Annotated in this window: 17 protein-coding genes and 1 pseudogene; 11 read left to right on the top strand and 7 right to left on the bottom strand. The window is 50.8% G+C overall.

Annotated features, from left to right (window positions below):
• The coding region (locus BLQ98_RS03420) for a transposase (RefSeq protein WP_208596011.1) at nt 1–277 on the bottom strand (277 nt) is incomplete at its 3' end.
• Nucleotides 278–353: 76 nt separating this feature from the next.
• Here BLQ98_RS03420 and BLQ98_RS18080 point away from each other — a divergent pair.
• The 10 genes from BLQ98_RS18080 (at nt 354) to BLQ98_RS03370 (ending at nt 14,633) form a co-directional block, all read left to right on the top strand.
• Nucleotides 354–710, top strand: a complete 357-nt coding sequence (locus BLQ98_RS18080; protein WP_141135300.1) for a hypothetical protein — start codon at nt 354–356, stop codon at nt 708–710.
• A gap of 103 nt (nt 711–813) precedes the next feature.
• Nucleotides 814–2,784: a hypothetical protein gene (locus BLQ98_RS03410; protein WP_093731934.1), complete on the top strand. Its 1,971-nt coding sequence runs from the start codon at nt 814–816 to the stop codon at nt 2,782–2,784.
• A complete protein-coding gene (locus BLQ98_RS03405) occupies nt 2,781–5,030 on the top strand; it encodes a hypothetical protein (protein ID WP_141135299.1) in 2,250 nt (749 codons plus the stop codon). Before BLQ98_RS03410 ends, BLQ98_RS03405 begins: the two co-directional genes overlap by 4 nt.
• Nucleotides 5,027–5,524 carry a hypothetical protein gene (locus tag BLQ98_RS03400; RefSeq protein WP_141135298.1) on the top strand — a complete coding sequence of 166 codons (498 nt, stop codon included), beginning with the start codon at nt 5,027–5,029 and terminating at the stop codon, nt 5,522–5,524. The genes BLQ98_RS03405 and BLQ98_RS03400 overlap by 4 nt, the downstream gene beginning before the upstream one ends.
• The gene (locus BLQ98_RS03395; RefSeq protein WP_093731931.1) at nt 5,517–6,173 is read left to right on the top strand and encodes a hypothetical protein; all 657 of its coding nucleotides are present in this window, start codon (nt 5,517–5,519) and stop codon (nt 6,171–6,173) included. The genes BLQ98_RS03400 and BLQ98_RS03395 overlap by 8 nt, the downstream gene beginning before the upstream one ends.
• Nucleotides 6,170–8,095: an AAA family ATPase gene (locus BLQ98_RS03390; RefSeq protein ID WP_093731930.1), complete on the top strand. Its 1,926-nt coding sequence runs from the start codon at nt 6,170–6,172 to the stop codon at nt 8,093–8,095. The genes BLQ98_RS03395 and BLQ98_RS03390 overlap by 4 nt, the downstream gene beginning before the upstream one ends.
• A gap of 232 nt (nt 8,096–8,327) precedes the next feature.
• Entirely contained in the window at nt 8,328–9,323 is a 996-nt protein-coding gene (locus BLQ98_RS03385) for an HNH endonuclease signature motif containing protein (RefSeq protein ID WP_093731929.1), read from the top strand.
• A gap of 394 nt (nt 9,324–9,717) precedes the next feature.
• Nucleotides 9,718–11,316, top strand: a complete 1,599-nt coding sequence (locus BLQ98_RS03380; protein WP_093731928.1) for an ATP-binding protein — start codon at nt 9,718–9,720, stop codon at nt 11,314–11,316.
• Between the two features lie 166 nt (nt 11,317–11,482).
• Nucleotides 11,483–13,195: an ATP-dependent nuclease gene (locus BLQ98_RS03375; protein ID WP_093731927.1), complete on the top strand. Its 1,713-nt coding sequence runs from the start codon at nt 11,483–11,485 to the stop codon at nt 13,193–13,195.
• A gap of 13 nt (nt 13,196–13,208) precedes the next feature.
• Complete coding sequence (locus tag BLQ98_RS03370; RefSeq protein ID WP_208596010.1) at nt 13,209–14,633, top strand: UvrD-helicase domain-containing protein; 1,425 nt, start codon at nt 13,209–13,211, stop codon at nt 14,631–14,633.
• Nucleotides 14,634–14,863: 230 nt separating this feature from the next.
• On the opposite strand, the gene BLQ98_RS03365 is transcribed toward BLQ98_RS03370, so the two are convergent.
• Entirely contained in the window at nt 14,864–15,460 is a 597-nt protein-coding gene (locus BLQ98_RS03365) for a thymidine kinase (RefSeq protein WP_093731925.1), read from the bottom strand.
• Between the two features lie 369 nt (nt 15,461–15,829).
• On the opposite strand from BLQ98_RS03365, the pseudogene BLQ98_RS03360 reads away from it, so the two are divergent.
• Nucleotides 15,830–16,066, top strand: a pseudogene (locus BLQ98_RS03360) (thymidine kinase); the annotation flags it as partial.
• Here BLQ98_RS03360 and BLQ98_RS03355 read toward each other — a convergent pair.
• From BLQ98_RS03355 to BLQ98_RS03335, 5 genes are all read right to left on the bottom strand, one after another.
• Complete coding sequence (locus BLQ98_RS03355; protein ID WP_093731924.1) at nt 16,063–17,013, bottom strand: 2-hydroxyacid dehydrogenase; 951 nt, start codon at nt 17,011–17,013, stop codon at nt 16,063–16,065. The pseudogene BLQ98_RS03360 and the gene BLQ98_RS03355 overlap by 4 nt on opposite strands.
• A complete protein-coding gene (locus BLQ98_RS03350; RefSeq protein WP_093731923.1) occupies nt 17,010–17,348 on the bottom strand; it encodes a tRNA-binding protein in 339 nt (112 codons plus the stop codon). Before BLQ98_RS03350 ends, BLQ98_RS03355 begins: the two co-directional genes overlap by 4 nt.
• Entirely contained in the window at nt 17,341–18,156 is an 816-nt protein-coding gene (gene proC, locus BLQ98_RS03345) for a pyrroline-5-carboxylate reductase (RefSeq protein ID WP_093731922.1), read from the bottom strand. The genes BLQ98_RS03350 and proC overlap by 8 nt, the downstream gene beginning before the upstream one ends.
• Before the next feature lie 35 nt (nt 18,157–18,191).
• Nucleotides 18,192–18,692: a type III secretion system chaperone family protein gene (locus BLQ98_RS03340; protein ID WP_093731921.1), complete on the bottom strand. Its 501-nt coding sequence runs from the start codon at nt 18,690–18,692 to the stop codon at nt 18,192–18,194.
• Nucleotides 18,693–19,024: 332 nt separating this feature from the next.
• Nucleotides 19,025–19,267, bottom strand: coding sequence for an accessory factor UbiK family protein (locus tag BLQ98_RS03335; protein ID WP_093731947.1), 243 nt, complete (start codon nt 19,265–19,267; stop codon nt 19,025–19,027).
• Nucleotides 19,268–19,330: the final 63 nt, after the last annotated feature.

The raw sequence follows: 19,330 nt of genomic DNA, 5'->3' as shown, positions 1-19,330 counted from the left end.
GTTCGAAGCTACCGTCCCGGTCCCGTGGCACAGCGATAGGCAGTTCGCCGTCTTGCCCCTTCAATCTCTTGGCGGATGACCCGTTGCGACGGTTGGTCTGATCAGGCGGGGCATCCTTGCCGTCTTCATAGCCCAAATGTGACGTCAACTCAGCACCGAGCATTCGCTCCATCAGCTTGATCTTGAGCTCTTTCATTAGCCCGGCATCGCCAAGCAGATCTTCAGGCCGCTCGCAGCCCTTCAGTAGTTCGTCCAGCAGTTCCTCGGATATGGTCATCGTCCTTGCTCCTCTCAGGAAGCATGGACCAGATCGCAGTTACACAGAAGATCGGACACTCTCTGCACCCGTATTCGTGACCACCAAAGAACCAAAATTCGGACAATCTTTATCACGTGTATTCTTGGATGATATAACATCCAGAAGCGTCATAGCGCATCCGCACAATGCCCGCCACGCTTTTGCGTATTGGCGTCTGATAGAATTGCTTGCGCAACGCGCTGAAGCGCTCAAAAAGACTCATATGACCACGCTGATGGAAGCGGGCATGGTCCAATCTGAGCTCGAAATCTTGAAATTCGAAATGGGGCACAGCCGTACATCGACGACTGAAGTTTACCTGAAGCATGCGCGGAGCCGGATTGGAACCGACAGGCAGTTCCATGAAATGCTAAACCGGCTCAACGACGTACACTTAAAGGGACAAGCATAATGTAGCGCGTCTCATTAATCGACGAGCCGCCTCGCGTAGATCTTCTCTTTATTGAAGGCAGCCATGGACGCGGTCTATTTTGTTTCCATTAAAGGCTTTACCTATGAAGTTACGAACTCAAGCCATCGCCTCAGGTGAACTAAAAGTATGGTGCGCCAATCGACAAGCCGTATTGGATTTGAGCTACTACTATAATGGAAAACACAAGCCAAACGCTTCGAGTGATGTTTACTACCCATTCGCAGGCCAGCCGGGCCTCATGTATGACCTACGGCCTGCTATTGAGGCATACGCAAATACCATCTCCCCAAGAACCCTATCTCAATTAGGAACCTACCTTAACGCTCTGTTCACATTCTTATATAAGGCGGGCCACACCGCTATTAGGGTGGCTGAGATCGAAGAAGAACTTTTAGCAGAACACGCCGCTTGGATTAAGAAAACGGGTGTCTCGAAAAGTTACCGAGCGCAATTGCATAGCACCGGAAACAGACTTCTCGAACATCTACATGCGCGTTCAGGTCAGGATAATGCCAATCTTACATATAAAGGGCGAGCTCTCAAATATCCGACAATCAAACAAGGTTCTTCTCTCGGGTACAGTAAGTTCGTGCCACTTGATCTTGAGCCATACGTCAAACGGTACTGTCTCCAAGTTCTCGAACGAATTGATCAAAATTACTTCATTGGCGTGACGCCTGAGGACGGCTGCGACAGAGAGAATCCTGCACATGTTATCTCTGACTTCCTTAACTTCTCAACCAGATGGATAAACGGTGAGGTAAGCGGAGCATGGATAAACCAAGAGGCCTCTCTATTTCCATGGAAAACAAGCAGCCTTGCGAATAAGAGTAAACGGGCGATCGAACTCGGGCGAAAGAATAGGGAACTTTGGTGCGGAGGAACCTCTTCTCAGCTTACAGAAGCCCTCTTCCCAACGCCCCAAGAGGTGATCGCAACCGTTGTTCTTATTACGCTCGACATAGGATGGGTCGACGCGGCTAAATCCTTTAGTTTCGAAGGGAACTGGTTCACTTCTTTTGCGAAAGATCCAGACAACCCTAAAGGTGGTGAATACGTAGCTTTAACCCCTCAGACCAGGCCAAAGACCGGTAGGTTGCTGCACTCCAGAGCCGTAAATCCTCGGAAAGGTGGGGCATGGTGGGCACTAAACAGGATGCAACACCGATCTGCACGACTTCGGGGAATCTGCGAAAATAGAACTGCACTTTTGTCGGAGCAACTTAAACGAACCAATGCAGCAGACCCTGATTGGGATGAATTGCGCCTTGATCACGATTTCTGGGCTGATTTATCGAGGCTGTCTTGTATCTACGTCAGTAAAAAAGGCAAAACTGTCGCGGGCTCTGCCACTTCCCTTGATAGCCGGATTTGGACCGCTTTTTTCAGGCAGATTCCAAAAAATGCAAATTTTTCTATTCCAAATCAGCTACAACCACAATTTGCAAACCTAACGCACTATGACTTCCGACATGTTGTAGCTCACCGCACACTAAAGAATAGCGGTTTTCTTGCAGCTCAAACCATCTTGGGCCATGTGAACTCCTCGTCTACCCTAAGCTATCTGAATTCACACCAATTAAAAAATGAGCTTTTCGAAACTTACGCAAAAGTTACAGGTCTCGCGTGGTCTGAGATTGATGACGGCTTTGTAATTAACCCCGGCATTGTACAAAGACGATTCAGAAGAGACGGAAAAATTCTGAGCATTAGCGAACGCCGAGCACTCGGTGGCATTACACTTCACGGTGCGCGATGTCACGGATCAGGAGCGCCACCGCCCGAGGCTGGCTCTGAGAACACTAAAAAATGTGTGGGCGGTAGTTGTGTACGGTGCCCTGCTGCCGTCTGGAATTGGCATGACGATCTTGCCATACCGCTCGCTGTCGAAGAATTCTCTCGCCTACAAGCCGACCGATCGACTGACAGTGGGTATGCGGAGGAATTAGAGCATGCTGCTTGGCAAGCGTTGTTCCGAACCATCCCGGAGGAACTCCGACCAACTCTCAAAAGCGAACTGGCTGCCTTTAATCTACGAGGGGACATACTGTGACCAAATTACAATATGGCCAAGAGATCTTGCCTGCCGACTTTGCTCACGCTCTACCAAAGACGGAAACCAATGGCGGGCCTGCAATCTGGGTTAGCCCATGGGCAAAAATCTCAACTCTTAGGTCGCGTGTCTATGACCTCGCAATTATGGATGACCACTGGGTTTTTCCTGAAGTGCTGTTTGCACCGGGTTCTCAAGGCAGGCGTTATGAAGCTACTCGATCTATAAGCTTCTCTACCCTGCGCACAGCTACTTCGGATGCTGACGCAGAGGAGATCGTGCGGCGAGCGAAGCGAATGGTCTGGTTGTATCTGCACAGTGCGGAAGCGGCCTCTGTTAAGGCGATTACAAAGGTCCGTGCTGCAAAGAACTTTATCAGTATGATCAAGCTTTTGCACTCAAATGGCTTTTGCAAAAGACGCCCCAACGATCCGTGCCCCGACGGGCCCGTTTTTTTCAAAAATGTTTCACAAAGCAACTTCGAGAAAATCATCCCGAAAAACAATTCGAAACGAAACGGCGTAACTCTGCTCAACGGCCTTCCTGCTGAAATAGACGATCGGTTTCGCTTCTCTGTAACTACGTTTTCGGAGCACTATTATAAAGCGCGTAAAGTGGAAAACGAGCGGCTTGGGCTTCCGGGAGAGGCAGTATTTTATAGTGCCGTCGATGACGTAGACCTCTCGCTTCTTCTTGAGGTATGCCATTCCTTTGCAAAGTACCCGGAAATGTTCGCGAAGATCGCCGACTGGCTCAGTAAGCACAGAACCGAAGCGTTGGAGACAGGCCTATCAACGGGCGTTTATGCGAGACAACTTAGCGGGGAAAGGCATTCACCCCACGGTGAATACTATCTCCAGCGTGTCAAGAATGACCGTACCAGCGCTCTGATCGAATCTGAACTCATCAAGCCCAATGCTGAGCGATGGGAAGCCCAGGGGATTACCACGGGAGCTGACGGTACGCTGCGCGTGCCTATTCCGACCTTGCGTGGCGCACCCTACCGGAGAGTCCAGGACCTCGTGTTTGAGCCGAGCTTCAAAACAGGAGTTTCCACAGTAGTTTTTACTAACGCAGTTTACTTAGGGTTTCTAACCGGCATCCGTGATCGTGAACTTACAGCTCTGCCCTTTAGCCCATTGGTAGCTATCGAAACCTCTGGCAGCAGTTACGACCAACTAATAGGCTACGATCTAAAAACCAGCGACGACATCGGAGGCGATAAACGAGACTGGCCCATACCGAAGGTTGCCGTAAACTTAGTGCAAGGTACACAGGTCTTGCATATGGCGCGTCGGACCCTTTTGAAGATACCGCTTCCTGAACATCTATTCGCTTGGACCCAACATGCACCTAAAAGCTTAATGCGCTTTTTGTGCAATGAGAGAGGATACGGTGGCCCGCGAGATGGCATCGTAAAACGAATGCGCCCCTCATCGGCACAGCTTGTCGCAGATGTTTCGAGATCCCCACTCACAGTCCAACGCGTTTTGGGTCATAGCACTATTGAAGCCAGCATAGGCTACCGCAAAAGCCGCCCAGACACTGAGTACCTTGAATTAATCGAGATGAGTACTCGTACGCGCGATCGAGGGATCGGAAATAAGATGGTTTCTGCTGTCACCGAAAACGAAGCAACGTCACGCATGTCGCGCGGCATCATTCGTATGGGTATCGATAGAATTGGGACAATGAACATTCATAACCCCAAAGCAGCAAATGCCGCAAAACTTCTTCAAAATAGAATCGACGAGGTTCGCCCGACTCATTTTTCTGAGATTTATGAAATGCTTGGCGAAGACCGCTACATGGTCGACGAATTCATCGGGGAAAGTGTGTCGCAACCCCGCCCATATCAGTTTTGCACTGCCAAGAAAGGTGGAGCAAACTTTTCCGGCGCGTGTTCCAGTGAAGATAACTTAGTCAACGCACGCAAGTGCAAAAGCTACTGCCCATACAACTTTGAAGCACTCGCAAGCCTGGACCTGCGAGCCAAGTGGGTCGAAAAAGAACTCGATAGAGGTCACTTTAATCGTGACGACATCAATACCTCTCATCCGTTGTTCTATGGATCGGCTATGAAAATCCTTGATTGGATCAATGGCTTTGAAGGCCCACTCGCGCCTTACCGATATGATCTTCGAGTTCTAACTATCATGGAACGCATAGCCCAAGACGCAGCGCTGGTTGACGTATTAAAAGGTGAAGCGCGTCGCACGTTAAGAGCACTCGGAGTAACGACATGATTTTGAAGAGTAGAGGACCGGGGGTAAGAGAGGCGAAACGGCGACGCCTCGAAAGTGTCGTTTCTGAGGTGGAGGCTTCGAATTTACAAGACAACGAAATGGGACTGTCGTTCAAACGCGTAAGCAAGGCGAGTTTGATAAAGAAAGCCAGGCTCGGAAAAAACTACATCGACAAGCTCGATGCAGATGACCCATTATTTAAACGCATAGAGCATATTTCAAAGTCTGCAGAAACTGTGGCCCAAAGGCGGGATATCGAGAGTTATCGCATCACTAAAATTGAATGCCTGGAGGAGACCATTAAAACATTGAGAAAAATGATATCCGAGATAACTGACGAAAACACGCGATTCAGAATTGAACTTAACTACCTCAAGGAAGATCTTGCACAATACCAAAGCGACTACGATCGAGAGCATCGCTCGAAGCCTGACCTAAGAGTGGTGAAAGACGACGAAATCGTTTCACATCCGAAAGAATATTACGATGAGTGAAGATAGTTTCGAACAGCAATTTCGCCGATGGGACGCCGATATACAAAATGAAGGACGCACAAACGAGTTTGTACGTGCTGGACGCTTATATGTTGCGGCTTTCTTGAAGGATATTGGTTGGCCACACGCAGCGGGACGTCAACGCCTAAAGGAAAACCATGGGCTTCTGAAAGCACGGGCAGAATGGGAGGCGAAGCATTGTACTTCACAAGACCGACCTTCTGCAGCTTTAGACCGGTTGAACAAACTGATATCAGAACACGATTTCTCAAAAACCCTTTTACCCACCAAGTACGGTGCCCTTTGGCACGCTCAAATTGCGGAGCAAGCCGGCCTTACTGCAAAGCAAATGGAGCGGAAGGATGTTCGAGCGTTGTTATCGTCTTATGCCGCCCTAAACTGTGTCGAGTTTAGTCGACGCGGTTCGGTAGCGCCGGAAGAAGACATACCAACTCAGTTAGAAATTTCCGACGAGCTGGTTCCTAAAAAACGCCTTCGGGAGGTTCAAACTCAACTTGCGAAGGCTGAAAGGAAGCTGGCGGAGTTGCGCGCCGAGAATGCTTCACTTCGAGCTCAATCCATCAGGCGAGATGAAATCTCTGATTTGATTGCACTCGGTGGCCGATATTCGACAGGCCCTCAAAATTGAACCATTTAGAGGCCGAAATCAAGGGGATGCCAACCAGAACTGACCTACTTGTCAGTTATATTGCGCGTGAACGCGCATTTAAAGGTATTGGAGATGTTCGAGCAGCTGCGCTTGGAAAGCGATTTGGGACAAATTTGCGGGAAGCAATCTTATCGATCGACGAGGATGTCATCCATATTGTCGGAGAGGTACCAGCGATTACGGCTGCAACTGTAATGAGTATAAGAGAAGCCGAAACCGTGTTTTTAAAATGGCTTGATGATCTCCAAGTTAATGTCTCCGAAGCTAAAGCTATTCGTCTTTCGCGTGCTTGGGGGACAAAAGGAATTAGATCCATCCAACAAAATGCCTACCTCTTGCTTGCGATCGCAGACTGGAAAGTTATTGACGATATTGCGCTTGCTTCTGGCATCGAAGACGGTGACATGCGTCGCGACGTAGCAGCTCTCGAAGCCGTGTTAATGTCCAAAGCGTGCCTCGCCCGAGGTTCCACACGATTACCAATTCAAAAAGCCAAAAACCAAGCTGAGATGCTTTTGAAGCGGCCAGTTTCTCCAGACGCTATAAATGCCGCGGTGATGTCCAAAGCAGCAGTTCGTGCTTTTGATAAGATGCAGCCACCGGGAGCTGCATATATGGAAGCTGAGTGCGCATTGTTACTCGCGAAGCTCGAAACTGCGGCACCGGTCGCCGGCATTACTTCACCAGATCGCTTACACTCTTCTCTCGCCTTATACGAAGCGAACAAGCCATTCCCGCTAACGCAGATGCAACGTGAAGCTATTCAGAAGTCCCACAGTCACAGATTAATGGTTCTCGCAGGGTATGCGGGGTCCGGTAAAACAACCGTTCTTCGCGGTGTATGTGAAACGCTCGAAGCCACCGGTCGCAAGCCTCTTATAGTTACTCTTTCTGGGCGCGCGGCGAAACGCGCTTCAGAGACAACAGGTCGCAGAGCAATAACCATTGCACGTTTTCTTCATGATGAAGAGAAATCAAGCAGCCTACTTTCCAGAAAAACTGCTTTGATCGTTGACGAAGCTTCGATGCTTGGTCTTCTTGAGATGTGGCGGATTCTGAGGCGATTGGGGGACGCATCATTATTGCTCTGCGGAGACCCGGCACAACTGCCTCCAATCAATCCCGGCATCGTATTTCACGGACTCGCAGCTGATAAAAACGTTCCGAAAGTGATATTGGACCGCGTCCACCGTCAGGATGAGGCCACCGGAATTCCAGCCTTGGCAGAGGGCGTCCGTAGTGGCCACCTTAGAAAATTGCCCGAATTCGTAGGCACAGCGCCAGGCACAAGCTTCACCGAATGCTCGATCGAAGGTCTGCCAGAAACTCTTTTGAAGTTAGGCCGCACCCTCGCAAATACGGGGACTGCCAGAAATGACGTTCAGATAATCGCTCCGACGAACCGAGAAATTGACGCTATCAATCGCTATTTTCACCAGTTGTGCCTTAAAAATGGTGCTTCCCAATGTCTCAGTATGGACCATCTTGCCGAGGGTGAACCGGTCCTTTGGTCGAGGAACGTCCCCGAACGCAATTTGACCAACGGATCAATGGGGCGAATTCTGAGCGCCAATGATGATAGCCTTTTGGTCGAACTCGATGGAGAACAATATTTGATGCCTCCCGAAGACGGGCCTTCATTAAATCTCGCCTACGCTATTAGCGTCCACAAAGCGCAAGGCTCACAATGGAAACGTGTTATTGTGCCCATTTTTCCAAGCCAAATATTGGACCGATCCTTAATCTATACGGCCCTTACCCGGGCGCAGGAACAAGTGGTATTTATCGGCAGTAGAGATGCTCTCGAAAATGCTGTCGCTGGACCCTCTTCGGCGGGAACACGAGATACTGGCTTCGCGGACTGGTTTGACTTAGCAAGAAGAAAAATTTGTGAATTCTAACCCGCAGTTGAGCAATAATTCAAATACAATCAAGTCTATATAACCCGATCGGCCCGTATCCGCTCCGGTGCAATCGCGGGGTACTGGTGGTTTGACAAACTCCCGAAGGCTGTGTTGTTGCTAAAAAACTTAGTCAACATGGTAGCGGTAGACGATTAAATCAAGTATTCAAAAGAACTGCCACCAGGCTATTCTCGGAGTAGATCGAGATAACGTTGCACTGGAGCATGTGATGCCATTCCCGAAAGCACCTGTCGTCGAAAATGATGACCTGTTGAATATATTCGAAACCGAAGTCGATGTAGAGTATAGGGGCGAGGAATATCGTGCCCGTGATAACGGGGCGGTGTTCCGTCTAAACAAGCTCCGGAAACGTGCTCGGCCTCTCGACAAAAAATGGACCTTCGGACGACAGAGCCACTCGACTGGCTATCACCATTTAGCTGGCGTGCCGATCCACCGCGTCGTCTGCACAGCATTCCACGGCCCCTCACCCAGCGATCAGCACGTAGTTGACCACATCGACACCAATCGCGCGAATAACAGACCTGAAAATCTACGCTGGCTCACCAGGCTCGAAAACGCCCTGCTGAACGAAATCACTGCCCGGCGTATTGAATTGGCTTATGGCTCAATTGAAGCTTTTCTCGAGGACCCCTCAAAGCCAATGAGCGATACTTCCTTTCCCGACGTCACATGGATGCGAACCGTTTCCAAAGACGAAAGTGCAAGAACCAAGTCTCGCTTCGAGGCATGGGCAATGAGCGGATCGGTCCCGAGTGGCGGCGCAATCGGTGAATGGCTCTACGGCACTCGCGAGCGTGCAGACTATGAGCAGGAACCAGAAGAGTATGAAAGCCTGACGCCTGCGGCGATCCAAGTGAAGTGGAGGATTCCGACTGAGTTTCCGGGATGCCCAGGGGCAGTTTCAGAGGATGGCTTGGAGCAATACGCACTAAACCTTAGGTTTGGGCAGGTCTTTGCCCGCAACGACATTTACCAGAGTCTGGTCGTCCAATGTGAGGTCGTAGAAGACGGACTGGTAGTTCTAACACACAATCCTGCGGAGAATGCGATTAAGGATTGGGCTGTTGCCATCATTACAATGAGTGGGGAGCTCTTCGTTCACCGCAGCGAGCATCAATACTTCACACTACAAGGAGCCCTGAAGACCTTCTGCGAACTGACTGGCGAGAGCTTGGAAGACAGCATCGATGACTATACGTGACAGGCATTCGTCCCGTTTTACGTATTCGAATTTCTTCGAGCGGCAGATACCGGGGAGCCGAGACCTGACCAAGCATATGGAATCTCGTTTGATGGTTTGTGATCGGCATTACTACGTTCGCTTTGTAAATGGACGCTCTACCAAGGCGGCACGACAGCTCGGCTGTTCCAGACCGAGAACTAAAGAAATCCATTAAAGGTGTATGCCACAGGCGGTGGAACGCTTTGCCCACTCGCAAAAGCATCTTAAAGAAAAGTCCCTGGGTGCACTGATCCAGCTTCGAAAACTTTGCGGTTCGAAGCAGCCAACAACTTCTCTCATAACGTGCAACACTATTGCTTTAGATTACTTTTGGTGGTTGTATTTTCCTTAAACTTTCAGGAAGATATTTTGTATGGCTGGTGTTTCCCGAAAGGAGTTCTATCAACAGATCGATGGCACCCCGCAGAAACGAATGTTTCTGTCCATCATGGCCGACTACGACCTGATGACTGCAATCGCAGAACTGGTAGACAACGCGATAGACCATTGGATCGCCACAGGGAAGCCGCAAGGGACCAAGATTCAGCTATTCATGGATGCTGAGAGGCAACTAATTTCGGTCCGAGATAACGCCGGAGGAGTGCCTGTTGATCAAATTAGGCTTCTAATCGCACCGGGTGCAACAAGGCCACTCAATACAGCTAATCTGATAGGAAATTTTGGAGTTGGTGGAAAACGTGCGAGTGTAGCACTGGGAGAACACGTTACTATCTCATCGCGGCACCAAGATCAGGGAAGCTTCCAGATCGTAATAGATCAGGATTGGCTTGCTGATGAAGATTGGCGAATAGACGTAAGCCGAGTTCCAGACTTATCTCCCGGAACAACTCAGGTCAGCATTTCACAAGTGCGTCAAAGCTTCGCTCAAAGTGATCTCGATGAATTGTATAAACATCTCGAGGCGACATATGCCCATTTTGTAAGGGAAGGCTGTGAGGTAGTTCTAAATGGTAATCCAGTAGGTGTCACCTTCTTCAATGCCTGGGCTTACCCGCCAGATTACTCTCCGAAACAAATGAATTTCCAAATTATGCCATCTGACGGTGAAGCTCTCAACGTAAAAATCACTGGTGGCCTTATCAGAGATCGAATACCTGAAGCCGATAATTATGGAGTCTATTTTTACTGTAATGAAAGACTTATTCTCAAGGAATTGAAAACACGAGATGTTGGTTATTTCATTACTTCCGAAGCTGGCGTACCACACCCTGATGGTTCGCTCTGTCGAGTTATTGTTGAATTGGATGGCCCTGCCGATTTAATGCCTTGGAATAGTAGCAAAAATGGAATCAGCTTTAGCCATCCAGCTTTCACGCAAATTAGACCAAGTATAATCGAGTTAGTCACATATTTCTCGAAATTGTCGAGGCGATTTAAGAGCGATCGGCAGGGAGGCGTTTACCAATATGATAAAGGAACCATCGACCCCATTCATCCCACATCTACTACTGCAAAAAAACGTTTGATCCTACCACCGGTTAAACGCGAGCCAAAAATGTCTTATTCCAAAGAGTTGATGCACTTAAATCAAGGTACGGTTGCGAGAAAGCCTTGGACGCTGGGGTTAGTCGAGGCAATGGGAATGGTTGATATCGCACTGGATCAGAACTTTGAGACAAAAAATAGAGCTGCCTTGATACTTCTCGACAGCAACGTTGAAATTGGAATGAAAGAATACATTATCAATAATACCGCAATATTTCCGCCCAATAAATACAAAGGAAACGCCCTGACAGACATACTCACCCACCGAACAAAAGTGTTGAATGAAGTTCGTGACGCATTAGAAATTGATGAGCCAACTGAAGCCAAACTGAAATACTTTTATGCCCTTCGAAATAAGCTAATCCATGAGCGCGCGTCAGTTCATATTTTAGACCGAGACATCGCTGAGTATCGGGGGATGGTAGAGCAATTACTTAGAAAAATGTTTTCAGTACGCTTCCCCTAAAACACCTCCAAAACCACACTGGTTCGCTCCTTGATCAGGCTGAACGTTTGGAAGATTCTGCCCAAATTGGATCTCATGTGTACGCTGAATACTTCGAAATCTATACAGCAATAACATAAGCCCATTTCGTACTTCTCTATTTTATCGAAAAAGGTATTTTTCACCAATGCGCATTCGACAGCTGGCAATACGAAACTTTCGAGGCATCCAAAAATTTGATTGGGTTATACCGGAAGCACAAATTCTCTGTTTGATTGGTCGCGGCGACTCAAGGAAGTCGACGCTCCTCGAGGCTATTCGACGTTTGTTTCATCCACATTGGAATTTGTCGTTTGATGACGCGGATTTTTATCAATGCAATCCAGAACATCTTGTCGTCATTGAAGCCGTTCTTGGAGATCTTTCCGACAGCTTCAAGGATCTTGAGAAGTATGGGCACTGGCTGTGCGGATGGAATGCTGCGACTGGGACCAGGGCAGCAGACCCCGGTGAAGGTCTTGAGGACGCATTAAGGGTTCGCCTTGCGGTGGGTGACGACCTTGAGCCAGCGTGGTCTGTAATCAAAGACGATGATAACGCTGGGGTACAATTCAAAGCCAGTGACAGGGCCAAAGCATCCGTTAGCCTTATTGGTGCCACGTCCGACCGGCACCTAACTTGGTCCCGCGGCTCGATATTGAGCCAGCTTACAGAGACCGAGAACATAAATTCTTCGCTTGCGGTCGCTGGAAGGGCCGCAAAGGCTGCACTGGAGACGCGCCGCACTGAAGACCTGAACGCTTTCGACGCAGTAGCTGAGACGGCAGAGAATACCGCGCGGTCTCTGGGTGTTGCAGTGCAATCATCTTTCAAAGCACACCTTGATTCCGATGCAATAAATGTTCGCGTAGCAGGCTTGGCATTGCATGACGGAGATGTACCACTACGCCTTTTGGGTTTGGGTTCGAAGAGGATGTTGACTACCGGTATGCAAAAACGAGCCCTGTTGGCGCCTCATATAACTTTGTTCGACGAGGTGGAAGTTGGCCTCGAACCGCATCGTATTGCTCGCTTATTGAAACACCTAAAGGACGATACTTCTGGACAGTACTTTCTAACCACACATTCGCCAGTAGTGCTCCGAGAACTGACAATCGCAGATCTGCATGTCGTGCACTGCCACGCCGATCGCGTTGAGGTTGTCAAAGCTAACAAGCCGGGTATTTCAGACATTATGCAAGGGAAAATTAGATCAGGCGCTGAGGCGTTTCTCGCTCCCAACATTATCGTATGTGAAGGCGTAACTGAAGTCGGGTTTCTGCGCGGCTTGGACGGCTACTGGTCCGAAAACCGGGGTTTAGAAGCTTTTGCCTACTGTGGGGTCGCTCTCTTCGATGCGGCTGGTGGCGGAAACATACGAGCTACGGCTTCCGGACTGCAAGAACTTGGATACAACGTTGCCATCTTGGCCGATTCAGACGACGATCGCCAATTCAGCGATGCTCATGCGGAAGAACTTCAGTCCTCCGGAATATTCGTAGTAAAATGGAACGACGAGGCAACAATTGAAGAGCGTGTTTTTCTCGATTTATCTTGGGAAGGCATCAGGACTTGTTTTGAAGCAGCGCGTACCATAATTGGAAACGACACATCCCTTATTGACCAAATTCAAAGTCGTTTCGGTGACGGTCTTGAACCCAATTTTGAGAATTGGGTCGATACTCCGAGGTTAAGGGCAGCCCTTGGTCGAACTGCAAAAGAAAAAGGCTGGTTCAAGCGTCAGGATTTTGGGGCGGACTGGGCGAATGCTATTGCTGGATATCTCGAAGATACAGACATACGCGAAAGTGATTTAGTTCAAAAGATTAATCAGTTGCGGGGATGGATTGACGGTGTGTGATCTCGCGAGAACATTGGCCGACTTCCACGATTCAGGATTTGTCGTGGCACCTGCCGGATTTGGCAAGACGCACTTGATAGCTGAAGCGACGGCCCTATCAGATGGCAGGCAACTCATCCTGACGCATACGTATGCCGGAGTGAATGCCCTCCGTCGGAAGTTCCGCAGTATGGGGGTAAATGACCATCAGTTTCATGTTGATACAATTGCGAGTTGGGCACTACGCTTGTGCCTTTCTTACAAAGATACATCTGGTTGGGTCATTGAAACGCCTGCGGACAACGACCAATGGAATGCACTATATGCTGCCTTCGGTGATTTGCTCGACCATGAGTTCGTCAGGCGGATCATCCGTGCGTCATATGTGGGCCTTTACGTGGATGAGTACCAAGACTGTTCAGTTAGCCAGCACGCTATCATTATGAAAATATCTCGCGACCTCCCCTGCCGGGTTTTGGGCGACCCTCTGCAGGGGATATTTGATTTTGAGGGACAGCAGCCAGTCAACTGGGCTCGTGATGTTGAAGCCTCTTTTGTACAGATTGGCCAGCTTCATGTACCTCATCGTTGGGTCCAGGCAGGCGCAAACCAGCTCGGTGAGTGGTTGCGCTATGTTCGTCTTAACCTCGAAAATGGAAATGCTATAGATCTTAGACGACGCCTACCTCATGGGGTTAGGTATATTGCGGCAAATCCAGTGCCACAAGATCTTCAGCGAACACAGGGAAACACATGCCGCTATTTCAGTTGCGGACCTGAGCAAACGGTCATTGCCATTCACAAGGGCAGTCAAGAATTCAAAGCGAAATGCCATCGCCTCTCGCAATCTTTGTCTGGACGATATTCGTCAATTGAGGAGGTCGAAGGGCGCGACATGTTTTTGTTCTTCCGCCGTCTTAATGATGCTGCGAGCAATAGCAGCCGCCTTCGAGAAATTATCGCGTTTGCTCGAAAGTGTATGACGCATGTGAATGCAAACCTACCGGCAGCAACAATCCGGGGAGAAGAGGTTATAATTCGCGCAACTACACGCAATCCCGAAGTTGCCAAAATAGCCAATGAATACTTAGGCAATCCCAGTAGCGCCAGTCTGGCAGTGCTGTTGAAGGAAATCAAAAGCCTTGATCAGACGAAAGTTACGCGAGCTGACCTTCTAAACCGCGTTCTCGGCGTCCTACAAAAACACTCTATGCATCCCGAACTTTCACGTGACGAAGCCGCTGAGAAATACCAACGCGAGTTTCGTTTCAAGGGGCGACCGGTCAGCCATCTTCGGCAGATTGGTACGACGCTTCTCGTCAAGGGATTGGAGTACGACCACGCCATCGTTCTGGATGCGACGACGTTGTCAAGAAAAGAGCTTTATGTCGCACTGACCCGCGGAGCACGTACTGTTACGATTATTTCAAGTAATCCTATTTTGAATTCAAGAACCTGACTTCACTGAGGATGATTGGCTCGCTTCCAAATGTGGCACACAAAGCCATTTTTCCCCTCAGGATGCTGCTTTGTAAGAGTTGCGTTTGGCGAACTTTGGTTGCGGTACACCTCAACCGTCTGCATTCCAGCTTCTGCTTTGTGATCATCGCGAGGTAGATATATCTGCAGTCTGACACGGCGATCGAGCAATCAATATCTTTCAACTTCTATATCACTAAACTTACCTCGTTAAGTTGATTTAGCCCGGCTTTGAGCAATGGATTGTGCCCAATGTTTGCGGCAAACTGGTGTGTAACTGTCATTCCCGCCGATCTGAACTTGAGGTCCTTCAGAGACGGCATTGCCATCAGCATCGCTGCGAAGCACCATCGTGGCTTTTTTTCCGCAATGGCACAAAGTGCGCATCTCGCGCAGTTCGTCAGCTAACGCAAATAGTGCAGCTGACCCCTCGAAAGGATTCCCCAGAAAATCTGTGCGCAAGCCCCAGACCATTGCAGGCAAGTTTAGAGTATCTACTGCTCTGGCAAGATCCTCAACGTTTCGACGAGACATGAACTGCCCTTCATCAATCAAAACGCATGCGAAACCAGCTTGCGCGGCTGGAACAAGGTGGTCGGAATAGAGGTCCTGATCTGGGCTGAAAACATGGGCATCACGTGAGACACCGAGCCGGGATGTAATTTTACCTTTTCCGTACCGGTCATCTATAGCGGTAGTTAGAAGAAGCGTTTGCATACCCCGCTCTTCATAGTTGAAGGCCGTCTGAATCAGGTTGAGTGTCTTACCTGCCCCCATAGTAGAATAGATGTAGTGTAGCTTAGCCATAGATTCACCGTCTTCATTTTTGGACCTTCTATACAATTTAGGTTCGGTTCGGAAAACACGGTAAAGCCATGACGAAAAAACTATTTTCAAAAATGGTGACAAGTGGATGGATGAACCCTTTCCGCGGGATAGCGATCGGCTTTTACACTTCGTCGACCTTCAAATCAAAAACTTCGATGTCAGAGCGCCACCGCGCAAAGCAGCCCGTCGCTGTCATTTTGATAATCGGAGGCATGCGCTAACGCGGCACGCCTCCCCCTTTGAGGGCCGCGCGGTAGGGTCAATAGGGACGTTCATATCCCCCTATCACCTTTTCATTAATGTTTTGAGTATCTTCTACCAAAAGGGGGGTATAAAACATAACAGAATGGTCTACGCGTGGATTTCCGCGGTCTGCTGTTCCCCGGGTCTGCGACCTTGCTGGCACTGGCAGATGAAATGCGCGAGGTCCGCACGATATGCCACTGCGGTAAGAAGGCGACGATGGTGGTGCGGCAAGATGCGCAGGGTGGCGCGATCAAGGAGGGCGCGCAGGTGCAGATCGGCGGCAACGAGACCTATATCTCTCTGTGCCGCCGTCATTGGCGCGAAGCCGTGGGCCGCTAAACGAGGTTCGGAGGCGTTTCGCCCGCGACGCCAGCTTTCAAATTCTCAACCGCCATCAGCCACATATCCACACGCACCTCCCGCGAGGACGTGCCTAAATGCGGCAATAGCACCACATTATCCAGATCCCGCAACGCCTGCGGCACCGATGGTTCAAATTCGTAAACATCTAGCCCTGCGCCACCGATGGTGCCGGCCTGAAGCGCCTCGATCAGGGCGGATTCGTCCACGATATTGCCCCGTGCGATATTGATCAGATACGCATGGGGCTGCATCGCCGCCAGAACATCCGCGTTGATCAAGTGCTGGGTGTCATCCCCACCAGGTACCGCGATGACGACAACATCAACCGCGGCCACCAAGCGTTTGAGGTCGTTGATATGTTCAGCCGGATAGGCGACGCTTTTGACACTGCGGCTAAAGTATTTCACGTCCATCGAGAAGCCGTAGTGACAGCGTCGCGCAACCGCTTGGCCGATCCGCCCCATCCCGACGATCCCGACGGTTTTGCCCGTCAGATGCATCCCGAGTAGCTGCGACGGCTCCCAGCCGGACCATTCGCCTGACCGCACCAGCCGCTCGCCCTCCCCCGCACGCCGCGCTGCCATCAGCATCAAGGTCATCGCGATATCTGCCGTGGCATCTGTGACGGCACCGGGCGTGTTCGAGACCTGAAGCCCCGCCGCTTTCGCCGCATCTACATCAATGTGGTTATAGCCGACCCCGAAATTTGCGAGCATTTTACAGCGCGGCATCCCCACCTTGCGAAAGATATCGGACGAGAACCGATCGCCCAAGGTGGCCAGCACCCCATCATAGTCGCGCAGGGCGTCCTGCATCTCGTCCTCGGACAATGGCGCGCTGTCGTCACGGTAAGTCACGTCAAAGCCTCCAAGTGCTTCATGCACTTCGGGGGGCGCAGGGCGAGCGATTAGTAGTTTCGTCAATGCAGACGTCCTCCGTTCGGGGTGGGTTGCGTGGGGCGCATCAACACGATCGCCCCGTCGTCATCCGGCACCCCAAGCACCAGCACTTCGGACATGAACGGCCCGATCTGGCGCGGGGGGAAGTTGACCACCCCCATCACCTGCGTACCGATCAAGGCCTCGGGCGTGTAATGCACTGTGATCTGCGCAGAGGTTTTACGCTCTCCGATCTCGGGACCAAAGTCGATCCACATCTTGATCGCGGGCTTGCGGGCCTCGGGAAAGGGTTCGGCACGGGTGACCGTGCCGACCCTGATGTCGACCTTCATGAAGTCGTCAAAGCTGATCTCAGCCATTCGAGAGCTCACGCGAGCGATCAGCAGCAGCTGCCACCGCGCGCTTGAGCAAGACAGGAAAGCCGTCTTTCTCGTTCATCAACACGTCCAGCGCCGCCTGCGTGGTGCCGTTGGGGCTGGTGACGTTTATGCGTAGCTGATCCGGGCCTTCGTCGGCGGATTTGGCCAGCGCCCCTGCCCCTGCGACCGTGGCTGTGGCAAGCTTCAGCGCCAGCTCGGGGCTGAGCCCTTGTGCGACGCCGCCTGCGGCCATTGTCTCGATCATGTGGAAAACATACGCCGGACCCGAGCCGCTGACCCCTGTCACCGCATCAATCTGCGCCTCTTCGTCCAACCGGACGACATCGCCAACGGCCGACAGCAGCTCTTCGGCTTCGTCCATACCTTTGGCATCTACATGGGCATTGCCGACGATCGCGGTGATGCCTTGGCTAATGGCAGCCGGCGTGTTGGGCATGGCGCGCACGATGGGCGTTTGTTCCCCCAGCGTTTTCTCGAATGTCGCGATGGTGGTGCCGGCTGCAACGCTGACGAACACTGTCTCGCCGTTGCCCATAGCCTGCAAGGTGGGCAGTGCGTCGCCCATCATCTGCGGCTTGACAGCGACAAGCACAACCGCCGGCTCTTTGGGCAGATCGACGTTCAATTGCACGCCCTGCTCTTTTAACCAGTCAGAGGGTTTCGGATCGATAACATAAACCGAAGATGTCGGAAGCCCGCGTGCCAGCCAGCCGGCCAGCATCGCAGACCCCATCTTGCCACAGCCCAGTAGAACCAAACCGTCTTTGGCGATGCGCGTATCTTTCATATCGGTACCCCTAAATTAACGTTTCGGGGATACACCTATGCGTGGCCGTACGCCTCTGCAATGGCAACCTGAAGGGCTTGTCGGGGCGTCTGATCGCCCCAAACCGCCAGTTGCACCGCGGGATAATACCGTTCTGCGTTGGTGACAGCGGCGTTAATCATGGTATCAATCTGCTGCGCAGAGGCGTCCTGACCACCGGCAAGAACCAGCCCATAGCGGTACACCATCAGCTTTTGTTCCGGCCAATAGGTGAATGCGCCGGTCCAGCACTGGTCGTTCATATCGTTCAACAGGTGGTACAGGACGGGCAATTTTTCAGCAGGCGGGTCCATTTCAAACGTGCAAACAAGGCGCAGTGTTTCATCGTATGCCGACCACGCGAGGGTGATGGAATAAGTACGCCACTGCCCTTCGACAGCCATAGCGATCTGTTCATCCGAGATACGGTCGAAATCCCAATCATGGAACGCCGCGAGATTCTCTACGATGTCGATGGGGTGAATGTCTTCTTCAAGATACTGCTCTGTCAGGGCCATGTGGTCACCTCTTTCGATCCGGGTATTCATATGCGCAGGCACATCAATACATGGGTGCATCTACCATAATTCGCTGAAGTCATCAGCGACCTATACCAAATATGGTGCGCGTTACGCGGCTATGAGGCAAGTCTTTTTCTGGGGGTAACCACGAAAGGTAGGGGATAACCTCAGTATCTTGTGGATAAATGCAGGATAAACCGCAATCTGTAGCGCCTGCCGCCCGAATGGCAGCAATCACGACAGAATCGCCAGCCCAAAACAAAGACACCCGCCGGAAGGGCGGGTGTGGGTCACATTTATGACGAAGGCCGATAAATCGGCGCAGGGCGTTATCCCTTGTTTTCCATCGCATCGAGCCGCGATTTCAGGGCTTCGTTCTCTTCGCGGGCCTTTTGGGCCATCGCACGGACTGCATCGAATTCTTCGCGGGTGACGAAATCACGGTCTGCCAGCCAACGGTCCAGCATCCCCTTCATCGCGGTCTCTGCTTCGGTTTTTGCCCCCTGGGCCACGCCCATGGCATTTGTCATCATCTGCGAGATGTCGTCAAAAATCTTGTTGCGCGTTTGCATGGTCATTCTCTCCTGATCGGCTGTTGGTCACTATATGGTGTGCAATGTGGCTTCTCGCAAGGT

This window comes from Sulfitobacter litoralis (assembly GCF_900103185.1).
GTDB classification, from domain to species: Bacteria; Pseudomonadota; Alphaproteobacteria; order Rhodobacterales; family Rhodobacteraceae; genus Sulfitobacter; species Sulfitobacter litoralis.
The sequence above is the reverse complement of the archived record's forward strand: the minus strand, read 5'-3'. Positions and strand labels throughout refer to the sequence as shown.